Below are 18,425 nucleotides of genomic sequence, written 5' to 3' on the forward strand. Positions count from 1 at the left end.
CCATCCGGATATCGTTGTGCGGGTCGAGGGGTCACCGAGTCAGGTCCGCGACCAGCGCACTCGCGCATCGGTCGGCCAGTGCGGTCACCGTCAATGCGGGCGGGACCGCCCCGGTCGATCCGGGAACGAGTGAGCTGTCCACGACATACAGGCCCGGATGCGCGTCGATGCGCCCGTAGCTGTCGGTCACCGTGCCGAGTACGGCACCACCCAGCGGGTGTGAGGTCACCGCAGGTAGTGCGAGTGCAGGGGCCGCGCCCGAAGTCACCGCGCCGATCTTGGCCAGGATGGTGCCGATATCCTTTGTTACCCGGCCGATTTCGGGGTCATCGGCCGGCCAGCGCAACTCGACTCGGTCGAGGCCCGCGTCGTAGACGAGTGAGCCCGATGGCGGGGTGATGCTGACTGCCAACGCGTTTTGGCTCAGACCGCCGAGGACCGGCACGCCGAGGGGGAAATTCAGCAGGGTGGTCGGTGTCGTACCGCTGCGCCAGTCGAGGGCGACGATGTGCGCCGGTCCGCCCTGTCCGTCCGCGGTCCTGCCGAGCCGAACAGTGACATGGTCGCCCGAGGAACCCCAGTAGCGCCCGACATCGGCGGGCAGCCGGGCCAGATCGCCCCGGGCTCGTGCACGGACCAGCAGTTTCGAGGTACCGATTGATCCCGCGGCGAAAACCACCGTGCTGGAGTGGAATTCGGCAGTGGAGCGCGTCTGGCCCGCAGTGTCGAGAACCGCGCAGGTGAGCGAGTAGTGATCGCCGTCGGCGCGGACGTCTGTCACCGAGTGCAGAGGAAGGACGGTGACCAGCCCTGTCGCCTCGGCCGCGGCAAGGATGGTGCGATCGACGCTGAGCTTGGCGCCGCTGTTCACCCCGAGAATGCAGTCCCCGGCAGTGGCCGACGGACCGATTCGGCCGCCGATCTCCTCGCGCACCACGTCCCAGTCCGTGGCCATCGGCACACGCCGCACTTCCAGACCCGCGCGCCGAGACGCCTCATCGAAGGCACGGGCAGCCGAGTATTGGCCTGCGGCAAGGACATCATCGGGAATCGGGCTGCATCCGATGAGCTCACGTGCGCGTGGATACCAGCGGTTGACCATCTCGTCATAGTCGAGCCGATCGCCGAAACTGGCCGTGAACAGGTCTTCTTCCGGGGTCATCATCACCGTGTAGTTCACCAGCGACCCGCCGCCCACGCCCGCGCCGGCGAAGCAGTTGATGCCCGAGCCGGTGACGACTTCGAGCACGCCGGTGGCTACTCCCGGCAGCCACACAGCACGGGCATCGGGAGCGACTGCCGTGGCGAAGGTATCCCCGGCCGCGGTGATCGGCCACCGTCGTCCTCGCTCGAGGACAACGCAGGATATTCCCTTCTGCGCCAAGCGCAGTGCCGTGACCGCACCCGCGTACCCGCTACCGATGACTACTACGTCCGCGCGTGGCTGGGCCCGGCTCATCGGCGCTCGTGCGATCGGCAGGGTGGCAGCCGCCAGCACGCCGGCCGCGGCCAGCAGGACTTCGCGCCGGGTGGTGTTCGTCGTTGTCACTCAATTGTCTTTCTGCCGAAGGCTCGCTCCGGCCAGCAGTTCGGTGGCGAGTCGAGCAGAGTTGCGGTGGACGCCGAAATGATCGGCGTCGAGCACGCGCACTCGGAACCGACCGCGAGTGTGGGCGCGCCAACCTCGCGCTGTCGCCGCCGGCACCAGGGGGTCGCGCAGCCCTGCGAGCACGGTGATCCCGCACCCGACGTCCGCCGATTCGGCAGCCCGATAGCGTTCGACCGCGCCATAGTCACTGCGTAGTGACGGCAGGTACATCGCCCGGGTTTCGGGATGATCGAAGATGCTCGACTCGGTCCCACCGAGCGCGCTGATCCGCTCCAAGAACTGCGCGTCGCCGAACTCGTGGAGATACGGACGTGGCGAGGACGACGCGGGAGGACGCGCGTTGGTGGCCGTCAAGTGTCGAACCTGCGTGTTCGCATCGGTATCGAGCAAGCGCGCGACTTCGAAGCCGATCAGCGCACCCATGCTGTGACCGAGCAGTTCGATCTGGCCGGCCACAGTGGTGCGCAGCACGTCGGCGATTTCCTCTGCCATCGACTCGACGTCCCCGATCAGCGGTTCACGAAACCGATCCTGGCGCCCGGGGTACTGCACGGCGAGCACCCGGTGGGTCCGGGCGAGGGTCACCGACAGCGGCCGGAAGAACCCCGCCGTTCCACCGGCGTGCGGCAGGCACACCAGCACGGGCCTGCCCGGCGCGCCAGACCCCAACTCCCGCAACCACCGAAGCGCCAGGTCGGTACTCACAGTGCCTGTGCTGTCTGCGGATGGACCTTCATCCACATCTGGGAGAACCCGTAGGAGCCCTGCTGCTTGCGCAACTGCGCGGGCCGTTCGGGGTCGAGGCTGAAGCGGTCGAGCACCGGCAGGAACGCGGTGAACGTGGTCTCGGCCAGCAGCCGTGACAGCGCCGCGCCCGGGCAGAAGTGCGCGCCCGCGCCGAAGGCGAAGTGCCGGTTCACATTCGGTCGACCCAGGTCGAGCTCGTCGGGGTTCTCGAACTGCCGGGGGTCACGGTTGGCGGCCCCGAGCACCACATGGATCAGCGCACCGGCGGGGATGGTGGTGTCATGCAAGGTGAGCTCTGTCGCGGTCCGGCGCAGCAGCCACTGGGTCGGGCTGTTCAACCGCAAGTACTCCTCGATGAACGCCGCGGTCTTGCTCGGATCGGCGCGCAGTTCGGCCGCGAGGCCGGGTTCGCGGAGCAGCAACTCGATGCCGCCACCGAGCAGGTTCATGGTGGTCTCATGGCCTGCGGCGATGAACGACCATGCCATGGTGACCATTTCGTCGCGCGTCAGCGCACCGCTTTCGTGCTCCTCGACCAGTTCGCCGAGGATGTCGCCACGGTTGGGTTTGCCGCGGCGTTCGTGTGCGAGTTCTTCCATGTAGTTGCTGAACTCGACGATGTCTTCGAAGAAGCCGGGCACCTTGTCGGGGTCAAGGCCTGCCGACACCGCGAAGGAATTCATCACCGCCTGCGACCAGCGCCGCAGATCTGCCTTGCGGTCGAGCGGGACTCCGAGCATGCCGCCGACGACACGCAGCGGTAGCGCGGTGGAGTAGGCGTCGACGAACTCCACCGAGTCGTGGCGGTAGAGCTCGGTGAGCAGTTCGTCGACCAACGTCCGAACCCAGCCGCTGAGCTGGCGTACCAGCCGGGCGTTGAAGGCGCGGTTGGTCGAGTGGCGCAGGCGAGTGTGTTCGGGGGCATCTCGGTTCACCAGCATGGGCAGGTTCATGTAGTTGTCGTGCTGGATCTGCGAGGAGAACTGGGTCTTGTCCTTGAGTGCGAAGCCGACGTCTTCGTAGCGGCTGAGCACGTAGAGGTCTTCGCCGTCCCAGCTGCCCTCGGGCATGTAGTACACCGGGTGCTCGTCACGCAGCCGCCGATAGATGTCCCACGGGCTCAGCCGGTATTCGGGACTGGCCAGATCGATCAACGCAGTCGACACGATTGTTCTCCTTTTCGAGGATGGGGACGCTCAGGATTCGGACGGCGCGGGCAGGAAGCCCGAGGCGACGAAAGCGTCGAGGTAGCGGTGGATCAGCGCGCGGTCCAGCGCTGGACACTGGATATCGAGTTCGCGCAGCGCCGCTCTGGTGTGGGCCGACGCCGAGAAGGGCAGCCGCACATCATCGACAGACTCGTGCAGGAACGGTGTCAGCCCGACCAGCGCCATCGTGCCCGCGCGCCGATTGACCACTTGGTCTCGCCATGCTTCGAACGACAGCCCGTCGAACCGGTATCCGTAGGCGGCGATGTGGTCGAACAATTCAGCCCAGCTCAGCTGCTGTGGGTGCACGAGGTGGAAAGTGCCACCGACCGCCGACTCGGCGCGGCTGAGTGCCACGATCCCGCGCGCGACGTAGTCGATCGGGGCAGGCTGTAGCGGCATCGGCGCCTCGGTCGGAGCGATGCGCGCTTCGACACAGCCCTTGATCATCATGCTGAGATGGTCCTGGCGGTTGAACGCTCCGGTGACGCTGTCACCGCTGGTGTTGATCCGGTGGACCGTCGTCGGCACCCCGCGTTCGTGCGCGATCCGGACCACCTTCTCCGCCACCCATTTCGACTGTGCGTAGCCGACCGCGAGCGGACCACTGGTGTCGAGTTCAGCGCTTTCCTCGACCGTGTCGGCGGTGTAGGCGCGTGAGGAGAACACGCCGACTGTCGAGATGAAGTGCACCGGCCGGGGTGCGCCGACGGTCGCCAGGCGCAGCACCTCGATCGTGCCCGCGACATTGGCCGGTGCCAGGCCTTCGTAGGGGTAGGTCCACTTCACCATGCCGCCGCAGTGCAGGATTCGGCCGACGAGCCCGTGTACCGCATCGAACGCCGGTTGCGACAGCCCGAACCGCGGCTCGGCCAGATCACCGACAAGGGGAATGACGCGGTCGCGATAGCCGGCTCTGTCGAGGCCGTACTTGGCCAGGTTGGCGCCGATCCGCTCGGCGGCGTGCGTCTCGTCGTCGGCGCGGACCAGGCACACCACCTCGTCGTCGGTCGTGCGGAGGAGTTCAGCCAGGAGGTAGGCGCCGACGAACCCGGTCGCCCCGGTGAGCAGCGTCGCCGCCGGAGCGTCGGGGTCGGGTGCGCCGATGGCGGTGATGTCGGCGTCGAGGACGGCCTTCGCCGACATCTGATCGACACTCATCAGGCGCGACCGACCGCGCCGCGGTCGCCGGTCGGGGCCAGCGGGTCGTTCGACAGTCGCCGGGGCCGGCGCCGGTCGCGGGGTCGACACGGTGGGCACCTGGTCTGCGATCCAGCAGGCCAATCCGGTCAGCGAGGCCGCGTCGAACATCGTCTCGGTGTCGAGTTCGAGCGGAAAGGCTTGCTCGATACTGTCTTTCAGTTCGATGAGCATCAGCGAGTCGAGTCGCTCGACCAGTGATTCGGAGGTGGTGAAGTTCGCCGCGTCGTCTTTGGTGATGCGGGCCAACGCCGCTCGCAGAAACTCGATCACCCGCTCGACTCGTTCGGTGCGTGGTAGCGCCGCGATGGCTGTGGCGTCGACCCCGACCCTTGGATCGGCTCGACCGACAGGGGCTTCGCCACTGTGCACCGCTGCCGCCATGCGGGTCAGCATGGCGTGGTTGACCTGGGCGAACGAGACGCCTTCCAGGAATCCCAGGTGCTTGCCGTCGCTACCGACCAGGGTGACGTCACCGATGAGCTGCCCGTTCGGTCCCGCCACAGCGGTTGCCGTCGCCCGGATCGGGCCTTCGGGAACCTCGGTCCGCATGGCCATGCGCCGATACCCGGTACCCAGTCGCAGCGGCCGCTGCGTGCCTATCGGCGAGGCCGGGTCGTGCGCTGCCAGGGCAACCAGCTGTACGGCCGCGTCCAGCAGCAGCAATTCGGGACGAACGCCGGCGCGGACGCCGCGGGTGTCACTCGCGGGCATCGTGAATGATGCTTCGGCCCAACCGGATCCGCCGCGAGCATCGTCGATGAGTTGGAAGCTGGCGCCGAGCCGGAACTGTGGGTGCCAGAAGTCGGTGTAGAACTCGTGCGTGCCGTAGCGCGGCAGGTCGTCACCTCGCGCGGGGCCGACATGGCGCAGTGGTTCGATCTGCTGATCCACACCGGAGCGGACCTGCGCCGACAGATGCAGGTGCCAGCCACCATCGGTGCCTCGACTGTGCACGGTGGCGGTGTAGGCGTTGTCGGCGCCGGTGACCGAGACCTGCACCGTCGCTGCCGCATCAGGGCCCAGCACCAGGGGACGCTTGATCTGGATCGAGTCGATCTGGACCTCGGTACCCAGCAGTTCGGTGCTGGCACGCAACACCAGTTCGATGAACACCACACCGGGCACGACGTACTCGTCGAACACCATGTGTTCACCGAGGAACGGCAGGTCAGCGACGGAAACTATGGTTTCCGCGACCAGCCCGCCCGACGCCAGTGCGACGAATCGGGGTCGCAACGGCCGCGACACCAGCGGGGTGGACGCGGAGCCGGCGTCGATCCAGTACCGCTCTCGCTGGAACGGATAGTGCGGCACGGTGATCGGCTCGGCTGGTCGCGGGGTGGCCGCCTTCCAGTCGATCGCGGTGCCCGCCCGCCACAGTGCGGCGACGGCACGGACCATCGCCCGTTTCGGATCGTCGCTGTCGAGGGTCGCTATCCGAGGCCCTCCGTGCTCGACGTCATCGAAAGCCGCCAACAGCGTGCCGACACCGAGATCGATCACCGTGTCGATGCCGCGCGCCACGATCTCGAGCGCGGCAGGTTTGAATTCGCCGGGCGCACAGCTCCACTGAGCCCACAGGCCGGGAGTAGTGAACCGCGCCGCGTCGAGGTCTCGGTCGTCCGACAGCAGCAGGTCGATTCGCGGCGCGGCGAAGGTCATCCCGGCACACAGCTCCATGGTCTGGGTGTCGGGCGCGCCGGCCTTCGCGGTGACGATGCGAGCACCGTCGATCACCGAGAAAACTCCGGCCAGGGCCGCGGCCGCGTACCTGCCGAAGCCGTGGCCGACGATCACTTCCGGTTCTACCGCGCGCGCACGCCACCACAGGCCCACAGCGACAGCGACCACGTAGTCCGCGAGTCGGCCGATCGCGGGGTCGGCCAACTGTGCTCTGTGCTCGGCCCTGTCTTCGAGCAGGACCGACAGCGGAAAGTCGGTCGCTTCGACGATGCTGTCCACCGCCGCGGTGACGGCGGGATCGAATCCATAGACGCCGTCGAGGATTGCGCCCAGGGCCGCGATGTCGCCGCCGACGACGAACGCTGTACGCGGTGCACCGCTGACATGTTCGGGTGCGAGCACGTTCGCATCGACCTGCGCTTCGGCGAGGACTCGCAAGCCTTCGAGCAGTTCAGCCCGTGTCCGTGCGATCACCGCGGCGCGATCGGGCAAGTCCGCCCGGCCGACATTGGCCGCACGTGCCACCTGCACCGGATCGATCTCGGGGCGCCGGGTGACGAAGTCCGCCAGCAGCGCCGCCGATTCACGAACCGCTCCGGCACTGTTGCCGGAAACTTTGACAGCAACACAGATTCGCGCCCCGCTCGGTGTCGCATCGGAGTCAGCTCGAGCGGGTGCGACACCGAGCACCGCGTGCGCGTTCGTGCCGCCGAATCCGAACGACGACACCCCGGCCACCCGGTCGGTCCGCGTCCAGGGGGTGGTAGCGGTGGCCACTCGAACCGGGATAGTCGACCAATCGACATGTGGATTCAGCGCGACCAGATTCCGGTGGGGCGGAATGACGCCGCGTTCCAGCACCATCACCGTCTTGATCAGCGCGGCGATTCCCGCAGCCGCTTCCAGGTGACCGATATTGGTCTTCACCGAGCCGATCACCAGCGGGTCGTCGGGGCCACGATCGGGTCCGAACACCGCGGCCAGCGCCCGCACTTCGATGGGATCGCCCAGCGGTGTCCCGGTGCCGTGCGCCTCCACGTAGCCGACCTCGGACCCGGATACCCCCGCCGCACCCAGCGCGGCACGAACGACCTCTTGCTGCGCGCGACCATTGGGCACCGTCACACCTGAGGACTTGCCATCCTGGTTGACCGCGCTGCCGCGTACCACCGCCAACACCCGATCGCCGTCCGACAGCGCGGCCGACAACCGCTTCAATACCACCACCCCGCAGCCCTCGCCACGCACATATCCGTCGGCGGCGGCGTCGAAGGTGTGGCACTGCCCCGACGCTGACAACATGCGCCCCTTCGACAACGCGACTGTTGTCACCGGGGACGACATCACGTTCACCCCGCCGACGAGCACCACATCCGATTCCCCGGAACGCACGCTGGCGCAACCCAGATGCAACGCCACCAACGATGACGAACATGCCGTGTCCACAACCACGCTGGGACCTTGCAGTCCCAGCGTGTACGACAACCGGTTGGCCCCGAAATTCGAGGAGTTGCCCGTTGCGGCGTAGGCGTCGACGCCGGCCAACCCGCCTGCTGACAGACCGAGCTGTGCGTAGTCGCCCGACGCCATACCCACGAACACCCCGGTCGACGACCCGCGCAGCGAATCCGGAGCAATGCCAGCGTGCTCCAGCGCCTGCCACGCCACCTCGAGCATCAACCGATGCTGCGGGTCCATCGTCGCCGCCTCACGTGGTGACACCCCGAACAGGGCCGCGTCGAATTCCTGCACGCCTGCCAAGAACCCGCCATGGCGGGAATAGGTGCGTCCGGCGACACCGGGATCAGCATCGAAGACATCCTCGACCGACCACCGATCCGCGGGCACGACTCCGATGCCGGAGGCCCCCGATACCAGCAATTCCCAGAATTCGTCGGCCCCCGAGACACCACCGGGGAAGCGGCAACCGATACCGACCACGGCGACCGGTTCCGACAGGCGGGCCCTAGCCTGCGCGAGTTCCCTTTTTGTCGTGCGCAATTCGATGAGCGCGCGGCGAACGATGTCGTCGCGGTCCTGAGTTCCGCGGGTGGGGGCCGGAGCCTGGCTCAGAGACTCAGTTGTCATGGTTTTCCAGCTCCTGATCCAGCAGTTCGAGCAGTTCGTCGGCGGACAACGGTTCGAGTTCGGCGTTGTCGGCGTGCTCCACCACATCGGTGGCGGTGTCGTCGCGGAAATCGAGCACGTCGTGGAGCAGATAGCCGCTCAGGGTGTTGACGGTGGGGTGCTCGAACGCGGCGGTCGCTGGGACCGATATGCCGAGCAACAGGTCGAGTCGCCGTTTGAGCGCCACGCTGGCGATGGAATCCATTCCGGCGGAGAAGAAGCCGAGATCCGGGTCGAGGTGGCTGTTCGGATCACGACCCAGCACCTGGGCCAGCTCGCGCTGCAGGGCGGTTGCCATCAGCCGCGACCGTGCGGCCTGCGACGCCGCCCCGCGCAGACTCGCACGGAACTCGGTGGTGGTCTTCGACTCGGTGGTGAGGACCTCGAACTCAGCGAGCAGCGGTCTGGTCCGTTTGGCTTCGAGGACCGGCTTGAACTGCGCCCAGTCCACCGACGCGACGGTCAGTTGCGCGATGCCGGAGCCGATCAACCGATCGAGTGCTTCGAAGGCGACCACGTCGGGCAGTGCAGGCAATCCCATCGATTCGAAGTAGGTGTCGTGGTGCGCCCCCATGTGGCTGTCGGCGAACCAACCCCAGTTGATCGCATAGGTCGGCGCACCGGCGCGCGAGCGCCGATGTGCGGTCATGTCCAGGTAGTAATTGGCGGCGGCGTAGTGGCCAGCCAACGCCGATCCCCACACCGACGACCCCGAGGAGTACAGCACCAGGAAGTCCAGCTCTGCGTCCGCACAGGCCTTTTCGATGACACGGGTGCCACTGACCTTGGCGGTCAACGTTTCCTGGAATGCCGGCCAGTCGAGTTGGTCGATCGAGGACGGGGTGAACGCGCCCGCCGCATGCACCACGCCCGCGATCCGCGCCCACGGTCGGTCGGCGGCGAACAGCTGATCCATCTGTGTCTGATCGGCGACATCGACACTCGGGGTGTGCACAGTGACGCCCTGGTCGCGAAGCCGCTCGATCGTCGCGAGAACTCGACCGGTGTGAGTGTCGGGTTGTGCCGACTCCGGCAGTGGCGACCGTCCGAGCAGGACCAGCTCGCGCGCACCCCGACGAGTCAACCATTCGGCGATGCGAAGCCCCAAGGTGCCTCGACCGCCGGTGATCACGTAGGTCCGGTCGGCGGCGATGCTCACCGGTGGCGTCGTCGGACGTGCCAGCTCCGACCGTTGCAGCCGGGCGACGAGCCGCCGGCCCGCCCGCACCGCGATCTGGTCTTCGCCGTCACCGTCGATCACATCGTCGAGAGCCGCGGACAGCGAATCCGTGATGGCGGCAGTCGGGTCCAGGTCGATCAGACCGCCCCAGATCTCTGGATGTTCGAGCCCGATCACCCGGCCCAGACCCCACACCGGTGCCTGTTCGAGAGCGATGGGCGCGGACCCCGCTTCGACGGCACCGCTGGTCAGCAGCCACAGCTTTGCTTCGGAACCACGTGCTGCCAGTGCCGAAGCAGTCGCCAGTGCCGCCGCACAGGATACGGTGACCACGGTGTCGAACCCCGCGGTGGCGACGTCCGCGGCGGCTACCAGCTGGATCACGCCATCCACCGGGCCACATTCGGCCACCAACGCCGCGACGTGTTCACGAATTCGGTCGCCGTCCACAGCCTGCTCGGGGTCGTACAACGCCGCCTCGACAACAGACGCGCCGCGTTCGTGGAGCAACTCGACCAGCGAGTCCTGGGCTGCGCACGGTTGGCCGACCACAAGCCAACGTCCGGCATTCTCGGGCTGGTCGGCGACACGCTCGACGTCGAGCCAGTGCACGTCGTAGACATTGCGCCCCACCATGTCCGGGGCAGCGGTCTTCGCTGCCGGCGAGTCGGACCCGAAGTCGAGCCAGTGCCGCTGTCGTTGCCACCGATAGGTCGGCAGTTGCGCACGCCGCGATGTCCTCGGTTGGAGCCGGTCGTGGTCGAGGTGATGACCACGCACATGCAGGGCTGCCGCCGCGGTGAGCATGCTGTGGCCCGCCGGAGCGCTCCGCTTCATCGACGCCACCGACTCGACGTCCCCCGGCAACGACTGCACGATACTGCTGCGCAGGACCGCGTTCGGACTGATGTCGACCACGGTCACCGATTCGGCCGACTCGCGTGCGGCCACCAGCGCGTCGTGGAACAACACCGCGCGAGACAGGTTCTCGGCCCAGTAGTCGGCCGTCGGCCGGAAGCTGACCGGGACACGCCGGCCGGTGACGGTCGAGTAGTACGCGATCCGCGGAGCATCGACACCGATCGAGGCGATCTCGCCGATCAATCGCTCGCGCAACGGAATCATCTGGTAGCTGTGGAACGCGTAGTCCTGCTGGATGCGCGTGGCGAGCATGCCACGCGACTTGGCGATCGCCTCTACTCGTTCGACACTGGCCTTGGCTCCGGCCAGCACGGTGTTGAACGGACTGTTGGCCGCCGCCAGTGTGATGGTGTCGGAGAATTCAGCGCTCAGCTCTGCCGCGACGGTCCGGGAGGCGCCGATGACCACCATCGCCCCGTGCCCGAAGGTCTCGCGCATCACCCGCCCGCGCCGCACGGCGATCTGCAACGCCGCTTCCACGGTGAGCGCTCCACTGCAGTAGGCGGCGGCGATCTCACCGATACTGTGACCGACCACCGCATCGGGCTCGACGCCCCAGCCACGCCACATCTCGACCAAGGCGATCTGTACCGCAACGATCGCTGGTTGGGCGATCTCGGTGCGGGCCAGCAACGAGTACGAGTCGTCCGCGGTGAGCTGCTCGATCAGCGACCAACCCGCGACCGCATGAATCGTCGCCTCGCATCGCAGCAGGATCGAGCGGGCGGTGTCGTCGGCGAGCAACGAAGCGCCCATCCCGGCCCACTGGGTGCCCTGCCCGCCGAAGACGAAGATCAGGCGTGGCGGCTGGTCCGGCTTCACCACCGCCGAGACCTCAGCGAAGGAATCGGTGTCCACGATCTCGTCGAGGCGGTCCGCGGCCTCGGCCGCCGACCGTGCGACCAGGGCCAGGCGCGCCGAGTGATGCGGGCGGTGGCTCGCCGCGGTGCGGGTGATCGAGGCCCACTGATCCGCCTGCTCAGGACCCCGTAGCCAGGATCGGTACGTGTCGGCCGTCGCGCGCAGCGCGCCGTCGGTTCGTCCCGACAGCACCAGCAGCCCGGGCGAGACCCCATCGGCCGGCACCGGGTTCGTAGCCTGCGCCGTAGCCGGCGCTTCCTCGATGACGACGTGGGCGTTGGTACCGCTGAACCCGAACGAGCTCAGGCCCGAAACCAACGGCCGGCGCGCGGGCCAATCGGTCAGTTCCGTTGCCACTTGCGCACCGATACGCGACCAGTCGATGTGCACGCTGGGTCGGTCGTAGTGCAGTGTGGCTGGGACCTGGCGGTGATGGGCCATCAGCGCGACCTTGATCAGGCCGGCGATGCCTGCCGCCGCCTCGAGGTGGCCGAGGTTGGACTTCGCCGAACCGACCAGCAACTGCGTCGACTGCACGCCGTGCGGGCGCAGCGCCGAGGTGAGAGCGCTCATCTCGATCGGGTCCCCGAGTGGGGTTCCGGTGCCATGTGCCTCGACATAGCCGACCGCCTCAGCGGTCAGGTGGCCATCGCGCAGCGCTTCGGTGATAACAGCGTGCTGACTCGGCCCGTGCGGCACGGTCAGGCCGGCACTGCGACCGTCCTGATTGACCGCGGAACCACGAACGACCGCCCAGATCCGATCACCGTCGGCTTGCGCATCGGACAAACGCTTCAACACGACGACACCGCAACCTTCGCCGCGACCGTATCCGTCGGCGGCGGCGGAGAACGGCTTGCACCGCCCGTCCGGCGACAGTGCGTTGAGCTTGGACAAACTCACTGTTGTCGCGGGCGAGAGCATCAGGTTGACGCCACCCACCAGCGCGGCGTCGGCCTCCCCCGAGCGCAGACTGCGCACGGCCAGGTGCAGCGCGACCAGCGACGACGAGCACGCAGTGTCGATGGCCATGCTCGGTCCACGAACGCCGAGATGATAGGACAGCCGCCCCGCGGCGACGCTGAAGGTATTGCCGGTGGCCAGATACGGGTCGATCGCCACTCCAGCGGCCGTCGCCCGCTGCATGTAGTCGGAGGTGTTGATACCGACGAATACGCCGGTGGCGCTGTCGGCGATCTGGTCACGGCCGTACCCGGCGTCATCGAGCGCCTCGCTGGCCACCTCGAGCAACAACCGCTGCTGGGGGTCCATGCTGCGGGCTTCGTTGGGTGCGATACCGAATGCGTCGGCGTCGAATCCATCGACGGCCATGTCGAGGAATCCAGCCCGGATCGGGTGGGTGGCGATATCGGCCTGCGGGTCGATGGCTGCGTAATCGTCTATGCGCCAACGCTGTTGCGGAACCTCGGAAGTCGCGTCGCGGCCCTCGCACAACAGGCGCCAGTACGCCTCTGGATTGTTCGCGCCACCGGGAAAACGACAGCCCAATCCGATGATGGCGATCGGCTCGTGGTCGTCGGTCCGCTCGGACGGTGCGTCGACGGCACGCGCGCTCACGATCGGCTGCGGGCTGCCGGAGGTGAGGTCGACGAGATAGTCGGCAAGTCGTTCGATGGTCGGGTGATCGAACACCGCGGTGCTCGGGATCGTTCGGCCGGTGATCGACTCCAATTGGTTGCGCAATTCGACCACCATCGCCGAGGTCAGACCGAGGTCGAACAACCCTGCCGAGGGGCTGAGATCGTCGGCGACCCCCATCAGCTCCGCCACTTGCCGACACAGCAGCTGTTGCATCTGGTCTCGGGCCGCGACGTCTACCCGCGCGGGCTGTTCCGCCACCCGGCGTCGAGGTTCGGGGGCACGTCCGGGTTCCGGTGCTACGACGTCGGGTTCGAGCTGTTCACCGATCCAGTACCGCTGACGTTGGAATGGGTAGGTGGGCAAGGTGATCGAGGTATCGGGTCGCGGCCCACACGCGCGCCAGTCGATCCGGACTCCGCGGGTCCACAGCAATCCGAGCGCACGGGTCAACGCACGCTGGGGCAGATTCTTGGCGACCGCGGCCACACACAGCACGGTCCGCTCCCCCGCCGCTCGCTCCACATGCGACAGCAAACCGCCCGGCCCCAGCTCGACGACGATATCGACGCCACGCCCGATCATCGTGTCCAGCGCTGCCGCGAAGTCCACCGGGCGCCGCGTGTGCGCGGCCCAATATGCCGGGTCGCTGACAGCGGGACCGACCGGTTCACCGGAGGTGTCGGAGATCATCGCGATGGTCGGCGGTGAGAGGGCGAATCGGCCGATGACCGCGGGCAATGCCGCCGAAACCTGGTCCATGTGGCTGGAGTGGAACGCGCGCGTCACCGGCAGCTCGATGACCTCGATTCCCTGAGCTGTCAGCAGTTCGCACGCTGATGCGACCACCTCGCTCGAGCCCGACACCACATGATGGTCGGGGCCGTTCGCAACGGCGATGGCCAGCGTGCCGTCGAGCACCTGTGGCAGTTGTTCCACGTGCCGGCGTGCACACTTGACGACCGCCATGCGACCAGGCTCGGTGAGCTCATCAACCAGGCGGGCGCGTTCGGTGATGATGCGGGCGCCGTCCGTCGCCGAGAACACTCCGGCCAGAGCGGCAGCCGCGTAGGCGCCGACGCTGTGGCCGACGATCATGCCGGGTTCGACTCCGCGGGCGCGCCACCACATGCCCAACGCCACCGCGGCGGCATACAAGGCGGGCTGCGCGACGCGCGTATCCCGCAGCGCGTCCCGGGATTCGTCCGACGCCGTGGTCAGAACAGAGAGCGAAAGTCCTGTCACAGTGACAATTTCGTCGACAACTCGGGTGACAACAGGGTCCGTGCCGTAGATCTCGTGCAGCACTCCAGCGATGCCTGCTCCGTGCCCGGGGACCACGAAGGCGATCTTCGGCGGTGCCCCGGCGGCACGGGTCGGTGCCAGGACGGCGGTGTCGACTCCGCCGGCAGCGAGTGCCCGCAACCCGTCCAGCAACTCCGTCCGGGTCGCGGCTACCACGGCGGCGCGTTCGGCTAGATCCGCGCGTCCGACGTTGGCGGCCCACGCCACTCGGGTGAGATCTACCTCAGGCCGGCGGGCCAGGAAATCCGCCAGCGACCCGGCCGATGCGCGAATCGCTTCGACACTGTTGCCCGACACCTTGACCGCGACACTGCCCGATTCACCGATCGCGCCAGGTCGCTCCCGCTCCGGGGCCGCGCCTACGATCGCATGGGCGTTGGTGCCACCGAATCCGAAGGACGACACCCCGGCCACGCGCCCTGCTCCGGGCCATGCGGTCACTTCGGTGACCACCCGCACAGCCATCGACGACCAGTCGACGTGCGGGTTCAGCTCGACGAGGTTGCGGTGTGGCGGAATGACGCCGCGCTCCATGACCAGCACCGTTTTGATCAGCCCGGCGATCCCGGCAGCTGCCTCCAGATGCCCGATATTGGTCTTGACCGAGCCGATCACCAACGGGGAATCCTCGCTGCGATCATTGCCGAGGGCTGCGGCCAGAGCCCGGACCTCGATGGGATCGCCCAGCGGAGTTCCCGTTCCGTGGGCTTCGACATACCCGACCTCGGACCCTTCGACGCCGGCCGCGCGCAAGGCAGCACGGACCACGTTGTGCTGAGCACGACCGTTCGGTGCGGTGAGACCATTGCTACGGCCGTCCTGGTTGACTGCGCTGCCTCTGATCACCGCCAGCACACGATCACCGTCGGCGATCGCGGCCGACAGCCGTTTGAGCACGACGACACCGCACCCTTCACCCCGCACGTAGCCGTCCGCACCGGCATCGAATGTGCGGCATTCTCCCGAGGCGGACAGCATGCGCCCCTTCGACAGAGCGACTGTTGTCGCCGGGGAGGCCATAACGCTCACACCGCCGACGAGTACCGTGCTCGACTCGCCCGACCGGATGCTCGCGCAGCCGAGATGTAGCGCGACCAGCGACGACGAGCATGCCGTATCGACGACCACGCTCGGGCCCTCCAGGCCCAGCGCATAGGACAATCGGTTCGCGCCGAAGTTCGACGCGTTGCCGGTCGCGGCGTAGGCATCGACGCCTCTCAATCCGCCCGAAACCAGCCCCACCTGGGCATAGTCGCCCGCGGCCATCCCGACGAACACACCGGTTGCCGACCCGCGAAGCGAGTCCGGCGCAATTCCCGAGTGCTCCAATGCCTCCCATGCCACCTCCAACATCAACCGATGCTGGGGATCCATCGCTGCCGCCTCGCGAGGTGCGATTCCGAACAGCGCCGCGTCGAACTCGTCCACCCCCGATACGAACCCACCATGGCGCGAGTACGTTCGACCCGCTGCCGCGGGATCGGCATCGAAGACATCCTCGATCGACCATCGATCGGTGGGAACCACGCTGATCCCGGAGCCGCCCGACACCAGCAATTCCCAGAATTCGTCGACTCCCGTGACGCCGCCGGGGAACCGACATCCCATGCCGACCACGGCCACCGGTTCGTCGACGGCCGCATCGTGCGGCCCGGCTACCGTGGCGTCACCTCCGAACAGCGCATCGGCCAGCGCCTCGACGGTCGGGTGTTCCCACAGCAGCGTCGGCGCGATGTCGAAACCGGTGGCCGTGGCGATGTTCTGGGCGACCTGCACGCTCTTCACGGAATCCAAGCCGAGTGCGGTGAAGGGTTCGCGGGTGTCGATGGATTCGGGCGGGCAGCCGAGCTCACCCACCAGCGCCGCCACGATCGCGGCGACAATATCGGTGCGGCTCACCACTGCGTCGGGTTGCACAGCTCGCGTAGCGGGCACGCTGACGCTTGCCGCACCGAAAACAGCAAGCACATCGGGTAATTCGTCGGCAAGGAACATGGCTCGCGCGGACTTGCGCCGAACTTTTCCGCTCGAGGTGAGTGGCAGTCGGCGAACGGCCAGGAGGACGACCGTCGCGATCGCCAGACTGTGTTCCTCCGAGATTCGGGTCCGAATCGCAGCCGCGATTTCGGCCAGTGCCGCTGGGGTCGCTTCTCGATCGGAGACTTCCTGAACCAAGACGATGCCCGAATCATCGTCGATGGCGAATGCCGCCGAACGACCGCCATGAACGCCGACATGTGCTGTCGCACTGGTTAATTCGATGTCCTGGGGGTAGACGTTGCGGCCCCGGATGATCATCAGGTCGCTTGCCCGGCCGGTGATGTAGACGTTGCCCTCAACGATCACGCCGAGGTCGCCGGTCGCGAGATAGGGTCCGCGCCCGTCAGGGAGAAACCGCGAGAATGCTTGCGCGGTTGCCTCGGGAAGTTCGAAATAACCCGCGGCAACGCTCGGCCCGCGAACCCAGAGTTCGCCGATGGCATTCTCGGCAGCAGGAGCACCGGTTTTCTGGTCGACCACGACAGCCTCGGTGCCGGCTGGTATCCAGCCAGAGCTCACCAGCGAACGCGCGTCACGCGCGTCACGCGGCGTGGATATCAGCCCCTCTGCCAGCGCGTTCACCGAGACGAGGCGTGATGTCGACTCGCGCCGGTCACGACCGCCCGAGATGACGAGCGTCGTTTCAGCCATGCCGTAGCACGGGTAGAAGCTGTCGCCTCTGAACCCCTGCGCGGTGAATCGGTCAGCGAAATCATTGAGTACTGCGGCGTCGACTGGTTCAGCACCGCACAATGCGTGCGTCCAACTCGAAAGATCCAACGATTCCGCAATTTCTGGAGAGATGCGGTCCGAACACATCTTGTAAGCAAAATTCGGGCCAGGACTGTGGGTTGCGCGATATTTCGAGATAACCTGAAGCCACACTTCGGGGCTGCGCACGAAGGTGAGCGGAGACAGCAGATTGGATGAAATTCCCGCGAAAAGGGGAAAGATGATTCCACCGATCAAACCCATATCGTGGTACGGCGGCAGCCAAGAAACGCAAACGCTTTCCGCAGTGATTCCGAAACACTCGACCGCCATTTTTGCATTGGCCAGGATGTTCTCATGGGTGATGATCACCCCCTTCGGATCAGAAGTCGATCCAGAGGTGTACTGCAGGAATGCGGCCGACGTCGACATCGGTGCATGCTCGGATACCCCGACCGGCTCCTCCTGCGCGCCGAATTCAGCAACCGACAGCCAGCCGATGTCGGCAACCGATTCATCGGCAAACATCACTGCACGGTTTTCATAGAAGATTTGATCGCAGATCAACAGCTGCGCTCGCGCCGATCGCACGACCGCGAACAGCCGGGGAAGGTGTCTGGCAGAGGTTGGAGGATACGCGGGAACAGGCACTCTACCTGCATATATGCAGCCAAAGAACGAAACGATATAGTCGAGGCCCGGCGCAGCGAGCAGCACAACCCGGTCCCCGAGGTCACTGCGGTCAGCAATGGTCGCCGCCGCTGCTCGAACTCGGGAACGCAGTTGCTGGAAAGTCACCTCAGCGGAGTCGAACCCATCGTCGGCGCGGGGTTCCAAGAATCTGTACGCAACACGATCAGGATCTCGATCGGCTCGATAGTTGATCAATTCGACCAGAGTGCACGGATCACCGGAATCAAAAGGGTTGAACATTGAAACATCCCCTACGCAACAATTCCAGCATGACGATGCGGAATACCAGAACAAATTCATACCCTCGGCACATCGATGTGCACACAAGCGGCGAGGAGTCGAAACCAATTGAACTCCCCCGGAAGCCTCCCTGCTCCACTTGTCCTGAGTCTAGGATGCCGAATTCAAGAATGACAATGTGATTCAGGTCACGCAATGTTGCGAACGCAACCTGTGCAGACTGTCAAGAGACATCAACCCGCTCGCTAGAATTCGAAAGCCCCGACTTCGAGCGAGGCAACAATATGAAGGGAAACAA

5 protein-coding genes are annotated in these 18,425 nt (G+C 66.5%); all 5 read right to left on the reverse strand.

The genetic code is table 11. From position 1 onward, the window contains the following. Positions 1-31: 31 nt before the first annotated feature. Genes ACFWFP_RS12390 through ACFWFP_RS12410 form a run of 5 tightly spaced genes read right to left on the reverse strand, consistent with a single transcriptional unit; the run spans position 32 to position 18,127 of the window. Positions 32-1,549 carry an FAD-dependent oxidoreductase gene (locus ACFWFP_RS12390; protein ID WP_379294821.1) on the reverse strand — a complete coding sequence of 506 codons (1,518 nt, stop codon included), beginning with the start codon at positions 1,547-1,549 and terminating at the stop codon, positions 32-34. After that, positions 1,550-2,314, reverse strand: coding sequence for a thioesterase II family protein (locus ACFWFP_RS12395; protein ID WP_379294822.1), 765 nt, complete (start codon positions 2,312-2,314; stop codon positions 1,550-1,552). Continuing rightward, on the reverse strand, positions 2,311-3,522 hold the full coding sequence (locus ACFWFP_RS12400) for a cytochrome P450 (RefSeq protein WP_379294823.1): 1,212 nt from the start codon (positions 3,520-3,522) through the stop codon (positions 2,311-2,313). Before ACFWFP_RS12400 ends, ACFWFP_RS12395 begins: the two co-directional genes overlap by 4 nt. Before the next feature lie 30 nt (positions 3,523-3,552). Then, positions 3,553-8,538, reverse strand: a complete 4,986-nt coding sequence (locus ACFWFP_RS12405; RefSeq protein WP_379294824.1) for a thioester reductase domain-containing protein — start codon at positions 8,536-8,538, stop codon at positions 3,553-3,555. Next, positions 8,528-18,127 carry a beta-ketoacyl synthase N-terminal-like domain-containing protein gene (locus ACFWFP_RS12410; RefSeq protein WP_379294825.1) on the reverse strand — a complete coding sequence of 3,200 codons (9,600 nt, stop codon included), beginning with the start codon at positions 18,125-18,127 and terminating at the stop codon, positions 8,528-8,530. Before ACFWFP_RS12410 ends, ACFWFP_RS12405 begins: the two co-directional genes overlap by 11 nt. Positions 18,128-18,425: the final 298 nt, after the last annotated feature.

Origin of the sequence: Nocardia sp. NPDC060249 (genome assembly GCF_042728755.1) — a bacterium.
Lineage (GTDB): Bacteria > Actinomycetota > Actinomycetes > Mycobacteriales > Mycobacteriaceae > Nocardia.

Bases quoted from the DNA above. Each gene is read 5' to 3' on its own strand.
- ACFWFP_RS12405 (WP_379294824.1), bottom strand. From the start codon at position 8,538: ATGACAACTGAGTCTCTGAGCCAGGCTCCGGCCCCCACCCGCGGAACT.
- ACFWFP_RS12410 (WP_379294825.1), bottom strand. From the start codon at position 18,127: ATGTTCAACCCTTTTGATTCCGGTGATCCGTGCACTCTGGTCGAATTG.